The following is an 18,045-nucleotide window of genomic DNA, read 5'->3' as shown; positions in this document are numbered from 1 at the left end:
GGCTGAGGTAAGGCTGCTTCGGCAGAGCCACTCAAGCCGAGCGGTAGTCCTTGAGGTATTTTCCCTCGAACCAGCGCTTGGCCCAGGTGAAGGCGCGAGAAGGCGGCAGTACAATGGTTTTATTCTCGTCGCGGAACACCAAAATGCCGCTGTCCACGGTATCGACGATGCACACCAACTCGGCCTTGGGCACATGCTGCGCAGGCTGGCCTTGCATCACCAGCAGCAGATTCTCGGCAGCGGCCTTGGCCTGCAGATCGGCCATGTGCGCCTGCTTGGGCAGCCAGTCCGGGCCGGGATAGCTGCCGGCGTCTCCAGCGACGAACACCCGCTCGAAACCGGGCACGGCGCAATGCGCGTCCGCCTGAATGAAGCCGCCGGGCGAGCGCGGCAGCTCGGAGTTGTGCGTCCAGCCCGGCCCTGTCATGCCGGGCATGAACAGGATGAGATCGGCCTTGACCAGGCCGCCCTCGGTCTCCACCCCTTCGGGCGACATGCGCAGCGGCTTGTGGCCCAGATGGGTATCGATGCGGCGCTTGGCCATGTGCGACAGCAGCCCGGTGACGGCGCGCTCGCCCAGGCGTTGGCCGGGTTTTTCCGAGGCGTTGAAAAACACCAGCTCCACCTTGTCGCGTTTGCGCTGGCGGCGCAGCCAGGTGTCGATGCCGAACAGCAGTTCGAACATCGGCCCGCCGCGCGCCGCCGTGGGCTCCTGCGGGTTGCCGCCAAAGCCGCAGGCGATGCGCCCGCTGTCCATCGCCAGCAGCCGCTCGCGGATTTTTTCCGCCGCCGCCACGCCCTCGCACAGCGCGATGGCATGTTCGATACCCGGCAGCTTTTTGATGAAGCGCCCGCCCGTGGCGATGATCAGGCCGTCGTTCTCCACCGGCCCGCCGGTCGTCAGCACCGTGCGCCCGCCGTCTTGCAGCCCGGTCACTTCGGCGGCGAGAAAGTCGATGCGGTGCTTGTGCAAAAACGGCGCCAGGTCGATGACCAGATCGCTGCTCTTGCGCACCCCCGTGGGCACCCAGATCAGGCTGGGCAGATAGACGAACTCGGCCTTGGGCGCCACCAGAGTGATACGCGCCTGCGGTGCCTTGGAGCGCAAGGTGCGCGCCGCGGTGAGGGCGGCAAAGCCCGCGCCGAGTACAACAAAATGGTCAGACATGATGAAGGGGCTCTGCGAATACGACAAGTGCGAAGCATAGGCCCGGCATGGCCGCTCGGGCTTGTGAATTGTCAGAGCCAAAGGGTCTGCTGCCCGGGCTGCCCCACCGCTTCTGAAACGCTTTGTAAATACCGTTGACGTGCTCTGGAGAAGCGGAGAATTATCAGAAAAGAACGAGCGTTCGATTTTCAGATAAATCTAAGGCCGCGACACGGCCAGACGACGGAGACAACCCATGCACACCTTCTCGCTGAAGACGGCCCTGGCCGTCAGTTCCAGCGCCCTGCTGCTTGCGGCCTGCGGTGGCGGTGGCGGCACGCCCACTCCCACCACCGGCACGGCTGACACCCTGGTTTCAGCCAGCGCCACGCCCACTGCGGCGATCTCGACCAACACCATCGCCACGTCGAGCCACTGGATGGGCCGCTACCCCAGCGGGGTGCAGCAGCTCATTGGCGCCCCGGTTTGCGGCGTGACGGTCTACAAGTACACCTACGCCACCGTGGGCGGCGAGAACGAACCCACCACCGCCACCGGCGCGCTGATGATTCCCTCCGGCAGCACCGCGCAATGTCAGGGCGCAAAGCCCATCGTGCTCTACGCCCACGGCACCGCGCTGAGCAAGAACCGTGACCTGGCCGCACTCGGCGACCCGAGCAACCCCGCCTTCGGCACCGCCTCACGCGTGGCCATGATCTTCGCCGCGCAGGGCGACATCGTCGTTGCGCCCAACTACGCCGGTTACGACACCTCGCCCCTGCCCTACGCGCCTTATCTCAATAAACAGCAGCAGTCGCAGGACATGATCGACAGCCTCACGGCCGCGCGGCAAGCATTGATGCAACTGAACCTGCCCGTGAGCGACAACGGCAAGCTGTTCGTCACCGGCTATTCGCAAGGCGGCTTCGTGTCGATGGCCACACTGGCCAAGCTCGATGCGCAGGGCCGCCCGGCCACGGCGGGCGCGCCGATGTCCGGGCCTTACGGCATGCTCGCCATCAGCGATGAAATCATGCTCGGACATCCCAACGTTGGCGGCACCGCCTACCTGCCGCTGGTCGCCAACTCTTACGCCCATCTGCCCGCGGGGTCGCCGCAAATCGATCTTGCCGCCATGTTCAACCCGCTTTATGCGGACGCGCCGACCCTGTTCCCCGGCCCCGTGGGCTTTGCGGGCTTTGGCCAACTGGTGCAGGCCGGAAAGATTCCGTACACCGCCATCTTTCAATCTCCGCCCACCGGCAACGCTGCGCTGGATAGCCTGAGCGAAGGCTGGCCGCTCGGCCCGCTGGGCTTCGATCCGACCAACTACCTCATCAGCACCGCCTACCGCGCGCAATATGTGGCCGACGTGCTCGCCCACCCCGACGGCGCCGCGCCCGTTGATGGCTCCGCACCCAATTTCACCACCACTGCGCCAACGCCTGCGAGCAACCCGCAAGATCCCCTGCGGCAGATTCTCCTGGCCAACGATCTGCGCGGCTACACCCCGAGCATGCCGCTGCTGATGTGCGGTGGCGACCACGACCCCGAAGTGTTCTGGAACCAGGACGCCGCCGCCATGACCGCCACCCTGATGAACAAGGCCCAGACCACCAACCCCGGCCTGCGCTTTGCCACCCTCGACCTCGACAACCAGGGCAGCCCCGGCACCTACAGCAACGGCCTGACCAGCTACGGCCTGAACACCGTACAGCAACAGATCATGCAGACCGTGGCGAGCACGGTGCAAGGTGGTTTCATCGCGTATCAACAAGGTGTGGTGCAAGCGGCTGAAGCGCAGGGCTACACGGCGCAGCAGGCCGCTGCCTACGCGATGGAGAGCTACCACACCGACGAGCGCCCGTTCTGCACCGTGGCGGCGCGCACTTTCTTCAATCTGTATGCGCAGTAAGCAGGCAGGGCTGGCGCCATGTAGACACCGCAACCTAGCCAATGCGGCGAGAATACACTGCACTTTCGCCGCTTGGACACGACTAGGATGACCACAAGGCCTTGGCACAACACAAACTGAATTTGGGCGATTACCTCGTCTGGGAAAACGCGCAGCCCGAGCGGCACGAGTTTTATCGCGGCGAAGCCTTCGCCATGGTGGGGGTGCGCCGGGTGCATGGCATGGTGTCGGGCAACCTGTTTGCAGCCCTCAAATCTGCGCTGCGAGACGGCCCCTGCGAGGTGTTCACCGAAAGCCTGAAGGTGCAGGTGGCCGATGAGGCGGTGTTTTACCCGGATGTGTTCGTCACCTGCCATGCCGACGACCTGCGCACCGAGATGGTGTTTCGTCATCCGGTGCTGATCGTCGAGGTGTTGTCTGACAGCACGCAGGGCATTGAGCGCAGCCTGAAGTTTGCCATGTACCGGCGCATCGCCGAGTTGCGCGAATATGTACTGATCGACCCGGACAGCCGCAGCGTGGAGGTGTTCCGGCGCAATGAACGCGGCTTGTTCGAGCTGCACGATTTCACCGGGCTGGCGGAGATGGAACTCGCCAGCGTGCAACTGCGCATCGCCCTGACGGAAGTGTTCAGCGGGCTGGAACCGACGCCCGCTGGGTGATTGCACCCCTACGCCGCTGCACGACAGACGGCGGCGAGTTTGTTGCCATCGGGGTCGCGCACGTAAGCGGCGTAGAAATCCGGGCCGTAGTGCGGGCGCAGACCTGGCGCGCCTTCGCTGCGGCCGCCATGCGCCATTGCGGCGGCATGAAAGGTATCGACCTGCGCCCGGCTGCGGGCGGCCAGCGCGATCATGGATCCATTCCCCACTGTGGCGGGCTGACCGTCGAAGGGCTTGCATAGCCACAGCGCCAGTTCCACCCGCCCCTCGTCGGCGTAGCAGCCCCAGCCGATTTCATGGGCGGGATCGTCGTCTTCGGTCACGCAACGCGCGTGCCCAAGCGCGGCCAGCACCGGGTCGTAAAACGCGGCCGCGCGAACGAGATCGTTGCTGCCGAGCATGAGGTAGGTGAACATGGCCTTACTGGTCCCGCTTTCACGCAAAAATCTTTCCCGGATTGAGGATGCCCCTCGGATCGAGCGCCTGCTTGATGGCGCGCATCACGCCGAGCGCGTCGTCGCCGGCTTCCTCGCGCAGGAAGCCCTGCTTGTGCAGACCGATGCCGTGTTCGCCGCTGCAGGTGCCGCCGAGTTTGAGGGCGCGGCGCACGAGTTGGGCGTTGAGGCGTTCGGCCAGTTCGCGCTCTTCGGGTTTGGCGGGGTCGATGAGGTAGCCGATGTGGTAGTTGCCGTCGCCCACATGGCCGACGACAAAGTAGGGCAGCCCGGCGGCGTCGGCCTCGGTGATGGTGTCGTTGATGCTTTCGGCCAGGCGCGAAATGGGCACGCAGGTGTCGGTGGTGACGCAGCGGCAGCCGGGTTTCATTTGCAGCGCTGAGAGGTAGGCGTGGTGCCGCGCCTTCCATAGCTTGCTGCGCTCTTCCGGCGTGTCGGCCCAGGCGAAGTCGGAGCCGGCATGGTCTGCGGCGAGGGCCTGCACGGTTTCGGCCTGCTCGCGCACCCCGGCGGGCGAGCCGTGGAATTCCATCAGCAACAGGGGCTGCTCGGGCAGGCCGAGATGGTCGTGGGCGTTGACCGCGCGCACAGCGCCGGGGTCCATCAGTTCCACGCGAGCGATCGGGATGCCGGCCTGGATGAGGGCGATGGTGCAGTCCACCGCGTGCGCCACGTCGGGGAAAGAGCACACCGCCGCGGCCACCGCCTCGGGCTGCGGGTACAGGCGCAGGATGACCTCGGTGATGATGCCCAGCGTGCCCTCGCTGCCCACCATGAGGCGGGTGAGGTCGTAGCCCGCGCTGCTTTTGCGCGCCTGCGTGCCGGTGCGAATGATGCGGCCATCGGCCAGCACCACGGTGAGCGCCAGCACGTTTTCGCGCATGGTGCCGTAACGCACGGCGTTGGTGCCCGAGGCGCGGGTGGCGGCCATGCCACCGAGAGTGGCGTCGGCGCCGGGGTCGATGGGGAAGAACAGGCCGGTGTGGCGCAGTTCGTCGTTCAACTGCAGCCGCGTGACCCCGGCCTGCACGGTGACGAGCATGTCGGCGGCGGCCACGTCGAGGATGCGGTTCATGCGGGTGAGATCGAGGCTGATGCCGCCCTGCACCGCGAGCAACTGGCCTTCGAGCGACGATCCGGCGCCAAAGGCGATGACCGGCACGTCTTGCGCGGCGGCCAGTTTCACCGCGTCGGCCACGTCTTGCGTACTTTCGCAGAACACCACGGCGGAAGGCGGCGGCACGTCGAAGGGCGATTCATCGCGCCCATGCTGCTCGCGCACCGCCTGCGCGGTGGAAAGCTGCGCGCCGAAGCGGCTGGCCAAGGCGTCGAGCAGGGCGGGCGGCGTGGGGCGGGTGAGAATTTTCGGGGTGAGGGGGACGTTCATGGGATGTCCTCGGTCAGTGTTTCCGGCTAGAAGGATAGACGCTCGCCTGCGAGGGCGCAGCGGGGCTAGGAGTCGGGCTTGAGGATCGCGCGCTGTAAGGCATCTTCGCATCGGGCACAATGCACTGCGCTAGTTTTTACTCTACTTCGGAGCCTGTATGGACCCCATGATTCGCATGATTTACGCCAGCCGCATTTCTCCCAATTTTGGCCCGGCGGATGTGCATGACATTCTCAACACCTCTCGGCGCAACAACCAGCCTCTCGGTTTGACCGGCATGCTGGTGTTTGCTGACGGATTTTTTCTCCAGGCTCTGGAAGGCGCTCGCTCGAAAATCAACACCCTTTACGCCAAAATTCTGCGTGACTCGCGGCACAACCAGTCGGCCATCCTGAGTTATCAAGAGATTGATAAACGGCTGTTTGGTGATTGGTCGATGGGTTATGTCTTGAGCACGGAAAAAAATCGCAGTCTATTTCTGGCCTATTCGCTCGAAGCGCGATTTTCGCCGCTCGATCTCAGCGCAAAAGCGGCAGAAAACATCCTGTCGGAGCTTGCCGAACATACTCGGCGCATCGGGCCTAGTGCAGCTTCTTCGGCTTCTTCGGCTTCTTCGGCTCCTGCGGCTTCTGCTGAGGCGGCCTGATCATGGGGCTGCGCCTCACCGCCATATCCACCCGCACTGGCGACGCGGGCACCACCGGGCTGGGGGACGGCTCGCGCTGTCTGAAATCGGCCGCGCGCATTCAGGCGCTGGGCGAGGTCGATGAGCTGAATTCGCATCTCGGGCTGTTGCGCAGCATGGGGCTGCCGCCTGCCATCGACGCCTTGCTCTCGCAGGTGCAGCACGATCTGTTCGATCTCGGCGGCGAGCTTTCGGTGCCCGGCATGACGCTGCTCAAACCCGAGCAGGTGGCCGCGCTTGATGACGCGCTGAAAGACTACAACGCCAAACTGCCGCCGCTGGCCGAGTTCATTTTGCCCGGCGGCACGCAAACGGCCTCGCAGGCGCATGTGTGCCGCACCGTGGCGCGCCGCGCCGAGCGGGCGGTGGTGGCGGTGTCCTGCGAAGTGGCGCAGGCCGGCGAGGAGCAGGCGCCCACGCTGCTGCGCGCCGAGCTGCTGCAGTACCTCAACCGCCTGTCCGATCTGCTGTTCGTGCTGGCGCGCACGCTCAACCGCGCGGGCGACGCCGCCAGCACCGAGGTGTATTGGAATCATCAGCGTCAGCCCAAGGCTTGACGCCCCAGCGGCAGACTCAAAGCGACATACTTCTTCACACTGCCTGCACACGACTTTCACGTCGCGCTGGCAGGATGTGAAGACTGCCAATCGATCTGTTTTTCCACCGTGACACGCCGCCCATGACTGCGACCCCTCCCTCCCCCGAACAACATCGCCGTCCTTTCACCGCGCGCCGCTGGCTTTGGGGCGGGCTGGGCGTGGCCCTGCTCGCCGCGGGCGGTCTGACCCTGCTGGGCAGCGAGCACCCGGCGCAGGCGCAGATGCGCGGCCCGGGCGGAATGGGAAAAGGGCAGATGCCGCCGCAGCCGGTCACCGCATCGGTCGCCAGAACGCAGGACGTGCCGGTCTGGCTCACCGCGCTGGGCACGGTTACGCCGCGCAGCTATGTAAACGTGATGCCGCGGGTGGCCGGACTGCTGCAAAGTGTGGACTACAAGCAGGGGCAGACGGTCAAGGCCGGGCAGTTGCTCGCGCAGATCGACCCGCGGCCCTTCCGCATCGCGGTGGAGCAGGCGCAGGCGCAACTGGAGCAGACGCAGGCGCAGCTCGCCGGTGCGCAAAGCGATTTGCTGCGCTATGAAACCCTGCTCAAGCAAGATTCGATTTCGGCGCAACAGGTCAGCGACCAGCGCGCCACCGTGGCCCAGCTCAAAGCCACGCTCGACGCCAACAAGGCCGCGCTCGACAACGCCAAACTGCAACTGAGCTGGACGCGCATCACCGCCCCGGTCAGCGGCCTCACCGGCCTGCGCCCGGTGGACGCCGGCAATATGGTGACGACTTCGGGCGCTGTGGGCAGCAACACCAGCAGCAGCACCAATTCGGCCTCGCCGGTTGCCACCATCGCGCAGGTGCAGCCGGTGGACGTGACCTTCGCTCTGCCGCAGCAGCAGATCGGCGAGGTGGTGAGCCAGCTCATGGCGGGCAAGCAGTTGCAAACGCAGTCCTGGGATGCCCGCAACACCCAGTTGCTCGAAACCGGCAAGCTGGTCGCGGCCGACAACCAGATCAACAGCACGACGGGCACGCTCAATTTGCGCGCCGAGTTCGCCAACCCGAAGCTGACCCTGTTCCCCAACCAGTTTGTCAACGTGCGGCTGCTGGTGCGCACCATCCCTGACGCGATCGTCGTGCCCACCACCGCCGTGGCGGTTGGCGCGCCCGGCACTTATGTGTATGTCATCGGGCCGGACAACAAGGTGAAGATGCGGGTGGTGAAAACCGGGGTGGCGTTTGACAACCTCACGCAGATCGTCAGCGGCCTGAGGCCGGGCGAGCGCGTCGTCACCGACGGCCTCGACCGCCTGCGCGACGGCCGCGAAGTGAAAGTGGTGCAGGCAGTGGTGCAGTCCGCAGGCGGCGCCGGGAAGGAGCGTGCCCGGCCTGACGCCCACGCCAAGCCCGCCGCCAGCGGAGCACGCTGAGCATGAGTGCGCCACACGACGACAAAGCCTCCCCTCCCCAGCCCTCCCCGCAAAGCGGAGAGGGAGCAAACCCCTCACCCGCAGGTGGAGAAGGTTGGGAGGGGCATCCGAAGGAAACGCGCAGCGCAGACCTCTCCTCCCCCACTCGTGGGGGAGGTTGGGAGGGGCATCCGAAGGAAGCGCGCAGCGCCGACCTCTACTCCCCCACTCGTGGGGGAGGTTGGGAGGGGGAGCCGCTCGAAGACCGGCCGAGCCCCTCACGGCTGTTCATCCTGCGCCCCATCGCCACCACGCTGCTGATGATTGCGGTGCTGGTAGCCGGGTTCGTGGGCTACAAGCTGCTGCCGCAAGCCGCGCTGCCCGAGGTGGATTACCCCACCATCCAGGTCACCACGCTTTACCCCGGCGCCAGCCCGGACGTGATGGCATCTTCGGTCACCGGCCCGCTGGAACAACAGTTCGGCCAGATGCCGGGGCTGGCGCAGATGTGGTCGGTGAGTTCCGGCGGCGCGTCGGTCATCACCCTGCGCTTCGATCTGTCGCTGTCGCTTTCCGTAGCCGAGCAGGAAGTGCAGGCCGCCATCAACGGCGCGAGCAATCTGCTGCCTTCCGACCTGCCGCAGCCGCCGATCTACGCCAAGGTCAACCCGGCCGACGCCCCCGTCATCACCCTCGGCCTGACCTCAGCCACGCTGCCGCTCACCACCCTGTACGACCTGGCCGATACGCGCCTGAGCCAGAAGCTCTCGCAGGTGTCGGGCGTGGGCCTGGTCACGCTCTCGGGCGGACATAAACCCGCCATTCGCGTGACGGTCAACGGCCCGGCGCTGGCCGCGCTGGGGCTGACGCTCGACAGCATTCGCACCGCGATTTCCGGGGCGAACGTCAACAGCCCCAAGGGCAGCATCAGCGGCAGCCAGCAGTCGTTCAGCATCGACGCCAACGACCAGTTGCAGTCGCCGCAGCAATACCGCGACATGATCATCGCCTACTCCGGCGGCGCGCCGGTGCGGCTGGGCGACGTGGCCACCATCAGCACGGGCGCCGAAAACGCCTGGCAGGCCGCGCTGGTCAACGGCAAGCCCGGCATTGTGATCAACGTGCAGCGCCAGCCGGGCGCCAATGTCATCGCCGTGGTCGATGCGATTCACAAGCTGCTGCCCAGCCTGCAGACGCAGCTTCCCGCCGCCGCGCAGCTCTCGGTGTTGTCCGACCGCACCGTGACCATCCGCGCGGCCATTGCCGACGTGCAGTTCGAGCTGCTGCTGGCCGTGCTGCTGGTGGTGCTGGTGATCTTCGTGTTCCTGCGCAGCGTGCGCGCCACCTTCATTCCGGCTACCGCAGTGCCGCTGGCGCTGGTGGGCACTTTCGGCGCGATGTATCTGTTCGGCTTTTCGATCAACACCCTCACCCTCATGGCGCTGACCATCGCCACCGGCTTCGTGGTGGACGACGCCATCGTGATGATCGAAAACATCTCGCGCTACATCGAAGCCGGCGAGCGGCCGCTCGCCGCCGCGCTCAAGGGCGCGGGGCAGATCGGCTTCACCATCATCACCCTCACCTTCTCGCTCATCGCCGTGCTCATTCCGCTGCTGTTCATGGGCGATGTGGTGGGGCGGCTGTTCCGCGAATTCGCCATCACCCTGGCGGTGGCCATTGTCATTTCGGCCATCGTGTCGCTGACCTTCACGCCCATGCTGTCGGCCCGCCTGCTGCGGCATACGCCGGAGGAAAAACAGAGTCATTTGTTCCGTTCCACCGGCGCGTTTTTCGACCGACTTTCGGCCCGCTACACCCGCGCGCTGCGCTGGGTGCTGCGGCATCAGCCGCTGGTGCTGCTGTTCGCGGCGGGCACGCTGGTGCTCACGGTGGTGCTGTATGTGCTCATTCCCAAAGGCTTCTTCCCGGTGCAGGACACCGGCATGATCCAGGCCACGACAGTGGCGCCACAGGACGTGTCGTTCCAGTCGATGAACGCGCGCCAGCAGGCGCTGGTCGATGCGCTGCTCAAAGATCCGGCGGTGGAATCGGTGTCATCGGTGGTCGGCATCGACGGGGTGAACACCACCATGAACACCGGGCGGCTGCTCATCTACCTCAAGCCGCTGGAACAACGCCCGCGGGTGCAAGCCCTCATCAGTCGGCTCGACTCGCGCGCCGCCAAAGTCGAAGGCATAGCTACCTATCTGCAGCCGGTGCAAGACCTGACCATCAACGACATCGCCAGCCGCTACCCCTATCAGTTCAGCCTATCGGCCACCAGCGCCGCGCAGCTCTCCCGCGCCAACACCGCGCTGATGGACCGGCTCAAGGCGCTACCGCAACTCTCCGGCGTGACCAGCGATCTGCAAGACCAGGGCCTGCAGGCTTATGTGGACGTGGACCGCAGCGCGGCCTCGCGCCTGGGCATCAGCATGAGCGCGATCGACAGCGCGCTGTACAACGCCTTCGGCCAGCGGCTGGTGTCGACCATCTTCACCCAATCGGCGCAGTACCGCGTGGTGCTCGGGGTGGAAAAACAGCCCGACCAGGGGCTGGCCGCGTTCAACAGCGTGTATCTCACCGGAAGCAACGGGCAGGCGGTGCCGCTGTCCACCATCGCCACCATCGAGCCGCGCGCCACGCCGCTGGCCATCGACCATCTGGGCCAGTTTCCGGCGGCGCTCATTTCCTTCCAGCTCGCGTCCGGCGTGTCGCTGGGCGAAGCGGTCGACGCGATCAAGCAGGCGGCCAAGCAGGCTGCGCTGCCCGCCTCGGTGACCATCGCCTTCCAGGGCTCGGCCAGCGCCTTTCAGTCGGCGCTGTCCAACCAGCTCTGGCTGCTGCTCGCCGCTGTGGCCACCATGTATATCGTGCTGGGCGTGCTGTATGAGAGCTACATCCACCCGATCACCATTCTGTCCACCCTGCCCTCGGCCGGCATCGGCGCGCTGCTGGCGTTGATGGCCACCGGGCATGACCTCACGGTGATCGCCATCATCGGCATCATTCTGCTCATCGGCATCGTGCAGAAAAACGCCATTCTGATGGTGGACTTCGCGCTGGACGCGCAGCGCAACCAGGGCCTGCCGCCCGATGAGGCCATGCTGCAGGCGGCGCACCTGCGGCTGCGGCCCATTCTGATGACCACCTTTGCCGCGCTGTTCGGCGCGGTGCCGCTGGCGCTGGGCACAGGCATGGGCTCGGAGCTGCGCCAGCCGCTGGGCATCGCCATCGTCGGCGGCCTGCTGGTGTCGCAGGTGCTCACCCTGTTCACCACGCCGGTGATCTATCTGGCGTTCGACCGGCTCGCCACCCGCACGGCGGCCTGGCGTGCGCGCACCTTCGGATCGGCGCAACCGGCTGCTGCGCTGTCCGACGAGGACGCGCAGTGAACCCGTCCGCCCTGTTCATCCGCCGCCCCATCGCCACCAGCCTGCTGGCGCTTGCGGTGCTGCTGGCGGGGCTGATCGCCTTTCGGCTGCTGCCGGTGTCGCCGCTACCGCAGGTGGATTTCCCCACCATCGTGGTCAACGCCAGCATGGCCGGGGCCAGCCCGGAGGTCATGGCCGCCACGGTGGCCACGCCGCTGGAGCGCAGCCTGGGCACGATTGCCGGGATTTCGCAGATGACCTCCAGCAGTTCGCTGGGTTCGACCCGCGTCATTCTGCAGTTCAGTCTGTCGAAAAACATCAACGATGCCGCACGAGAAGTGCAGGCGGCGATCAATGCGGCCATTCCGCTGTTGCCTTCCGGCCTGACCGGGCGGCCGACTTACAAAAAGATGAACCCGGCGGACGCGCCGATCATGATTCTGTCGCTCACCTCCAAGAGCCTGTCGCGCGGGCAGATGTTCGATGCGGGCTCCACCATTCTGGCGCAGAAAATTTCGCAGATCGCGGGCATCGGCTCGGTCACCGTGGGCGGCGCCGCGCTGCCTGCGGTGCGGGTGGAGCTCGACCTGCCCCGCGTCAACGGCATGGGGCTGGGGCTGGAGCAGGTGCGCCAGGCTATCGCCAGCGCCAATGTGGATACACCCAAGGGTGCCATCGACAGCGCCACGCATCGCTGGCAGGTGGGCGCGAATGACCAGCTCTCCACCCCGCAGCAGTACCAGCACATCGTGGTGGGCTACCGCAACGGCGCGCCGATCCGCCTCGACCAGATTGCGCAGGTGTATGAAGGTCTGCAGAACGACCGCAATATGGGCCTGGCCAACGGCCAGCCCTCGGTGCAGCTCATCATTTACCGCCAGCCGGGGGCGAACATCATCGATGCGGTCGAAGGGGTGAAGGCGGCGCTGCCGCAGCTCAAAGCCTCGATCCCGGCGGCCATCGACATCACCCTCATGTCCGACCGCACCACCACCATCCGGGCGTCGCTGGACGAGGTGGAAAAAACCCTCATCCTCGCGGTGCTGCTGGTGATAGCCGTGGTCTGGCTGTTCCTGCGCGACTGGCGCGCCACGCTCATTCCCGCTATTGCCGTGCCGCTGTCGCTGGTGGGCACTTTCGCCGCCATGTGGCTGCTCGACTATTCGCTCGACAACCTCTCGCTGATGGCGCTGATCGTGGCCACCGGCTTTGTGGTGGACGACGCCATCGTGGTGCTCGAAAACATCATGCGCCATGTGGAGGAAGGCTTGTCGCCGCTAGCTGCCGCCTTCAAGGGCGCGCGAGAAGTGGGCTTCACCGTGCTGTCGATGAGCATTTCGTTGGTGGCGGTGTTCATCCCGGTGCTGTTCATGGGCGGCATTGTCGGGCGGCTGTTTCACGAGTTCGCCGTCACGCTGTCGGTGGCCATCGGCATCTCGTTGCTGGTGTCGCTCACCGTCACGCCCATGCTGGCCTCGCGCTGGCTGCGGCCGCAAGCGCGTCCGGCTCACGGCGCGCCCAAACCAAGCTCCTGGCTGGAACGGGGCTGGAATCATGTCCATCACGGCTACGCACGCAGCCTGCGCCGGGCGCTGCTGCATCCGGTGCTGATGCTGGTGCTGTTTTTCTCCACCATCGGTTTGACGGTGTATCTGTTCAAGGTCGTGCCCAAAGGCTTCTTCCCCACGCAGGACACCGGGCTGCTGATCGGCTCGGTGCAGGCCGATCAGTCGATCTCGTTCCAGGACATGAGCAAGAAGTTGCAGCAGATCGTTGCCATCGTGCGCAAGAACCCGGGTATGGAAAACGTGGTGGCGTTCACCGGCGGCGGCACGACCAACAGCGCTTTCATGTTCATGCAGCTCAAGCCGATCGATCAGCGCAAAGGCGTGCAGAGCATCATCGTCGAGCTGCGCCGGGCGTTGTCGCGCGTACCCGGGACGCAGACCTTCATGTTCCCGGTGCAAGACATCCGCGCCGGCGGGCGGCCTTCGGCGGCGCTGTATGAGTACACCCTGCAAGCCTCCGACCTGAACACCCTGCGCGAATGGGAGCCGAAGGTGCTGGCCGCGTTCAAGCGCATTCCGGGCCTGAACGACGTCAACAGCGACCAGCAGGCCAACGGCTTGCAGCTCTCACTGGTGATCGACCGCGCGGCCGCGGCCCGCTATGGCATTGCCGTGTCCACCATCGATCAGACCCTCAACGACGCCTTCGGCCAGCGCCTGGTGTCCACCATCTACAAGCCGCTCAACCAGTACCGCGTGGTGATGGAAGCCGCGCAGCAATATCAGAACAACGCCCAGGCGCTGAACGATGTTTTTCTGGTGGGCAGCAGCGGCCAGCGCGTACCGCTCTCGGCGCTAGCGCATCAGGAACTGACCAACACCCCGCTGGCGGTCAACCATCAGGGCCTGTTCGTCTCGTCCACCCTTTCGTTCAACCTCGACAAGGGCGTATCGCTCGGCAGCATCCAGACCAAGATCGACGACGCCACCGCCGCCATCGGCCTGCCGTCCGAGATTCACGGCGGCTTCCAGGGCACGGCGCAACTGTTCTCGGACACGCTGAAAAACGAGCCGCTGTTCATCATGGCCGCCATCTTCGCCATCTACATCGTGCTGGGCATGTTGTATGAAAGCACCCTCCACCCGCTCACCATTCTGTCCACCCTGCCCCCGGCCGGGTTGGGCGCGCTGCTGGCCTTGCAGCTCACGCACACCGAGTTTTCCATCATTGCGCTCATCGGTGTGTTCCTGCTGATCGGCATTGTGAAAAAAAACGCCATTCTCATGGTCGATTTCGCCCTCACCGCGGAACGCGAACATGGCGCCAGCCCGCGCGACGCCATCTATCAGGCCGCCACGCTGCGGCTGCGCCCCATCCTCATGACCACGCTGGCCGCGCTGGGCACGGCTTTGCCGCTGGCCTTCATCACCGGCAACGGCGCCGAGTTGCGCCAGCCTCTGGGCATCTCCATCGCCGGAGGACTGATCGTCAGCCAGGCGCTCACGCTCTACACCACCCCGGTGATCTACCTCGAACTCGACCGCCTGCGCCGCTGGACGCTGCGCAAATTCGGCCGCAGCGACCACTCGGCGGCTCTCGATTCCACGGCCTGAACCTCATGAAAACCATCGTCCCGCCCCGCCTGTCGCTCGCCGTACCCTTGGTCTTGATGCTGGCTGCCTGCGCCGCCACGCCGCCTGACGCCCCGGTGAAAATCGCCCTGCCTGCCAGCTATGCCCAAGCCCGGAGTGGCTGGGAACCCGCGCAGGCGATGGCCGCGGCGCCGCGCGGCGCGTGGTGGAGCGTGTTTGACGACCCGGTGCTCGCCAGCCTTGAAACCCAGGTCGCGCAGCACAACCAGAGCCTCGCCGCCCAGCTCGCCGCATACGAACAGGCGCAAGCTGCGGTGGCACAAGCCCAGGCCGCCTACTACCCTGCAGTGACTGCCGGGGCTTCGGCCAACCGCGCCAGAACCGCAGGCAACGGCGCCGTGGGCAACAGCCTGAGCGCCTCGCTCGGCGCCAGTTGGGAGCCCGACCTGTGGGGCAAAGTGCGACTGCAGGTGCAAGCCGGGCAGGCCACCGCTGCCGCCAGCGCCGCCACCCTGGCCAACACCCAGCTCAGCCTGCAATCCACCCTGGCCACCAGCTATTTGCAACTACGCACCGTGGACGCGCAGATCGTGCTGGCCCAAAACACCGTGGCCGCCTACCAGCGCGCTCTGCAGATCACCGACAACCGCTACAAGGCCGGGGTGGGCACCGCCGCCGACGTGGCCTCGGCGCGCACCCAGTTATTGCAGGCGCAGACCAGCCTGACCGATCTGGGCGTGACCCGCGTGCAGTTGCAGAACGCCATCGCTGTGCTGGTGGGCAAGCCCCCGGCGGAGTTCTCCCTGTCGGCCAGCGACACCCTGCCCGAAGTGCCCGCAATTCCTGCGGGCATCCCCGCGCAGTTGCTGCAGCGCCGCCCCGATCTGGCCGCGGCCCAAGCCCAGGTGCAAGCGGCCAACGCGCAGATCGGCGTGGCGCAGACCGCCTGGTTCCCCAACCTCACGCTCTCCGCGCAAGGCGGCAGCCAGGCCGCGCGTATTGCCGAGCTGTTTTCCGCGCCCTCGCTGTTCTGGTCTATCGGCCCGCAACTTGCGGCCACATTGTTCGACGGCGGACTGCGCCGTGCACAGGTGCAAAGCAGTCAGGCGGCCTACCGCCAGACGGTGGCCAACTACCGCCAGAGCGTGCTGACCGCGCTGCAACAGGTGGAAGACAACCTCGCCGCACAGCGCATCCTGGCACAAGAGGCGCAGCAACAGGCCGAGGTGGTGCAGGCCGCCGAGGTCTCGCTGCGTCTGGCCGAAAACCAGTACAAGGCGGGCACCGCGCCCTACCTCAACGTGATCACCGCGCAGACCACGGCCACCAGCGCGCGCAATGCGCAGCTCACCCTGCTGAACCGCCGCTACGCCGCCAGCGTGTCCCTGATTCAAGCGCTGGGCGGCGGCTGGGGCGCGGGCGACACGCCGGCCATCGGCCCCTTGCCAGCGGCTTCGGTCGGAGCGCGATAGGCGCACGCGGACGGCAGCGGCAGACGGCGGCTGTTCGTACCATCGCCCCATGTCCGCCACCGCCCTGCTCACCCTGCTGGCCGCCAGCGTCCTGCTGGTTCCACTGTTCAAACGCTTCGGCCTGGGCTCGGTGCTCGGCTATCTCGTGGCGGGCATCGCCGTCGGGCCTTACGGTCTGGGCGTGGTGAGCCGGCCGGAGTCGGTGCTGCACACTGCCGAGCTGGGCGTCACGCTGCTGATGTTCCTCATTGGTCTCGAACTGCAGCCCAGCCGCCTGTGGGCGCTGCGGCGGCAGGTGTTCGGCCTGGGCGCGCTGCAAATGGCCGGGGTGGCGCTGCCGGTTGCCGCCATCGCCGCGGCGCTGGGCCTGGGGTGGACGGGCGCCGCGCTGGTGGGCGTGGCGCTGGCGATGTCGTCCACCGCCTACATCCTGCCGCTGCTGGCCGAGCGCCGGGAGCTGACCACGCGCTTCGGCCGGGAGACCTTCGCCATCCTGCTGTTCCAGGATGTGAGCGTGATTCCCATCCTGGCGCTGCTCGCCCTCACCGGCGCCGGCGGACAGGCGCCGGGTTGGCCCGCCCTGGCGGCTTTGCTGATCGTGGCCCTGGCCGGACGGCCGGTGTTGGCCACCATGTTCCGCTATGTGGCGCGGTTCGGTGGCGGCAACCGCGAACTGTTCGCCGCCGCCGCGCTGCTCGGCGCGGTGGGCATCGGCGTGGGGCTGAGCAGCGTGGGGCTGTCGGCCTCGCTGGGCGCGTTTCTCGCCGGGGTGCTGCTGGCCGATTCGGAATTCCGCCATGAGTTGGAGGCGGCCATCGAGCCCTTCGAGAGCCTGCTGCTCGGCCTGTTTTTCATCGCGGTGGGCATGGGCATTGCGCTGCCGCTGGTGATGGCCGAGCCCTTGCAAGTGCTCGGCCTGGGGGCAGGCATTCTGCTGCTCAAGGCCCTCACGCTCTATGCGGGGAGGCGGCTCATCGGCGGCGACGACGCGCTCAGCCGTCCGCTGGCCATTTTGCTGGCCTGCGGCGGCGAATTCGCCTTCGTGCTGTTCACCAGCGCGCGCAGTGGCGGTCTGCTCGACGGCCCCACCGCCGAGCTGCTGACCGTAGCGGTGGCCGTCTCCATGGCCCTGGCGCCGTTTCTGCTCATCCTCAACGACCGGCTGATCCAGCCGTGGGCGCGCAACCGTCAGGCGCCGCCCTTCAGCACTATCGACGAGCCCGGCCAGCCCGTCGTCATTGCGGGCTACGGGCGCGTCGGCCAAATCGTCGGAAGGCTGCTCAACGCGCAAGGCGTGGCGTTCACCGCGCTGGACGCCAGCGCCGAACAGGTGGATTTCGTGCGCCAGTTCGGCAACAAGATCTACTACGGCGACGCCACCCGCCTGTCGCTGCTGCGCGCCGCCCATGTGCAGGACGCCCGGCTGTTCGTCCTCGCCGTCGATGACGTCGAGGCCAGTCTGAAGATCGCCGAGCTGCTGCGCACCCACTTCCCCGACGTGCCGCTGCTGGCGCGGGCGCGCAACCGCACCCATCTCATGCGCCTGCGCGAGCTTGGCGTGAAAGAAGTGCTGCGCGAAACCTGGGGCACGAGCGTGGAGCTGGGACGGCGGGCACTGCAGACCGTGCAGCCCGAGGTCGATGCCGACCGCGTGGTCGCGCTGTTCACCGCCCACGACCTGCGAGTGCTCGACCGTCAGCAGGCCGTGTTTCACGACAGGGCCGCACTCATCGCCCTGTCGAAAAACGCCCGCGCCGAGCTGGAAGACATTCTCCAGGGCGACGCCCAACTGCACCTGACCACGGCTGCGGAAGGCAGCACCGAAGCGCCCAAGACCGTGCCGGATGGCGCTGCGTAGGACGACATCGGGCACCAGAGTTT

At 66.4% G+C, this 18,045-nt stretch carries 12 protein-coding genes; 9 read left to right on the top strand and 3 right to left on the bottom strand.

Annotation, left to right across the window (positions count from 1 at the left end; genetic code table 11):
* Positions 1-31: 31 nt before the first annotated feature.
* Entirely contained in the window at positions 32-1,168 is a 1,137-nt protein-coding gene (locus BIO17B3_RS13730; RefSeq protein ID WP_156054456.1) for an NAD(P)/FAD-dependent oxidoreductase, read from the bottom strand.
* Positions 1,169-1,403: 235 nt separating this feature from the next.
* On the opposite strand from BIO17B3_RS13730, the gene BIO17B3_RS13725 reads away from it, so the two are divergent.
* Positions 1,404-3,062, top strand: coding sequence for a S9 family peptidase (locus BIO17B3_RS13725; protein WP_156054455.1), 1,659 nt, complete (start codon positions 1,404-1,406; stop codon positions 3,060-3,062).
* A 101-nt stretch (positions 3,063-3,163) separates the two neighbouring features.
* The gene (locus BIO17B3_RS13720) at positions 3,164-3,724 is read left to right on the top strand and encodes a Uma2 family endonuclease (protein WP_156054454.1); all 561 of its coding nucleotides are present in this window, start codon (positions 3,164-3,166) and stop codon (positions 3,722-3,724) included.
* An 8-nt stretch (positions 3,725-3,732) separates the two neighbouring features.
* Here the strand turns inward: BIO17B3_RS13720 and BIO17B3_RS13715 are convergent, their stop codons facing one another.
* Complete coding sequence (locus tag BIO17B3_RS13715) at positions 3,733-4,140, bottom strand: VOC family protein (protein WP_156054453.1); 408 nt, start codon at positions 4,138-4,140, stop codon at positions 3,733-3,735.
* 19 nt (positions 4,141-4,159) lie between these two features.
* Complete coding sequence (locus tag BIO17B3_RS13710) at positions 4,160-5,566, bottom strand: FAD-binding oxidoreductase (RefSeq protein WP_156054452.1); 1,407 nt, start codon at positions 5,564-5,566, stop codon at positions 4,160-4,162.
* A 157-nt stretch (positions 5,567-5,723) separates the two neighbouring features.
* On the opposite strand from BIO17B3_RS13710, the gene BIO17B3_RS13705 reads away from it, so the two are divergent.
* From BIO17B3_RS13705 to BIO17B3_RS13675, 7 genes are all read left to right on the top strand, one after another.
* Entirely contained in the window at positions 5,724-6,212 is a 489-nt protein-coding gene (locus tag BIO17B3_RS13705; protein ID WP_156054451.1) for a BLUF domain-containing protein, read from the top strand.
* A 2-nt stretch (positions 6,213-6,214) separates the two neighbouring features.
* The gene (locus BIO17B3_RS13700; protein ID WP_156054450.1) at positions 6,215-6,808 is read left to right on the top strand and encodes a cob(I)yrinic acid a,c-diamide adenosyltransferase; all 594 of its coding nucleotides are present in this window, start codon (positions 6,215-6,217) and stop codon (positions 6,806-6,808) included.
* 122 nt (positions 6,809-6,930) lie between these two features.
* Entirely contained in the window at positions 6,931-8,235 is a 1,305-nt protein-coding gene (locus BIO17B3_RS13695; RefSeq protein WP_156054449.1) for an efflux RND transporter periplasmic adaptor subunit, read from the top strand.
* A gap of 2 nt (positions 8,236-8,237) precedes the next feature.
* The gene (locus BIO17B3_RS13690; RefSeq protein ID WP_255421404.1) at positions 8,238-11,612 is read left to right on the top strand and encodes an MdtB/MuxB family multidrug efflux RND transporter permease subunit; all 3,375 of its coding nucleotides are present in this window, start codon (positions 8,238-8,240) and stop codon (positions 11,610-11,612) included.
* Positions 11,609-14,713, top strand: a complete 3,105-nt coding sequence (locus BIO17B3_RS13685; RefSeq protein ID WP_156054448.1) for an efflux RND transporter permease subunit — start codon at positions 11,609-11,611, stop codon at positions 14,711-14,713. The genes BIO17B3_RS13690 and BIO17B3_RS13685 overlap by 4 nt, the downstream gene beginning before the upstream one ends.
* 5 nt (positions 14,714-14,718) lie before the next feature.
* The gene (locus BIO17B3_RS13680; protein WP_156054447.1) at positions 14,719-16,164 is read left to right on the top strand and encodes an efflux transporter outer membrane subunit; all 1,446 of its coding nucleotides are present in this window, start codon (positions 14,719-14,721) and stop codon (positions 16,162-16,164) included.
* Positions 16,165-16,213: 49 nt separating this feature from the next.
* Positions 16,214-18,022 carry a cation:proton antiporter gene (locus BIO17B3_RS13675; protein ID WP_156054446.1) on the top strand — a complete coding sequence of 603 codons (1,809 nt, stop codon included), beginning with the start codon at positions 16,214-16,216 and terminating at the stop codon, positions 18,020-18,022.
* Positions 18,023-18,045 lie beyond the last annotated feature (23 nt).

This window comes from Thiomonas sp. OC7, assembly GCF_900634595.1.
In the GTDB taxonomy this organism is placed as follows: Bacteria; Pseudomonadota; Gammaproteobacteria; order Burkholderiales; family Burkholderiaceae_C; genus Thiomonas; species Thiomonas arsenitoxydans.
The sequence above is the reverse complement of the archived record's forward strand: the minus strand, read 5'-3'. Positions and strand labels throughout refer to the sequence as shown.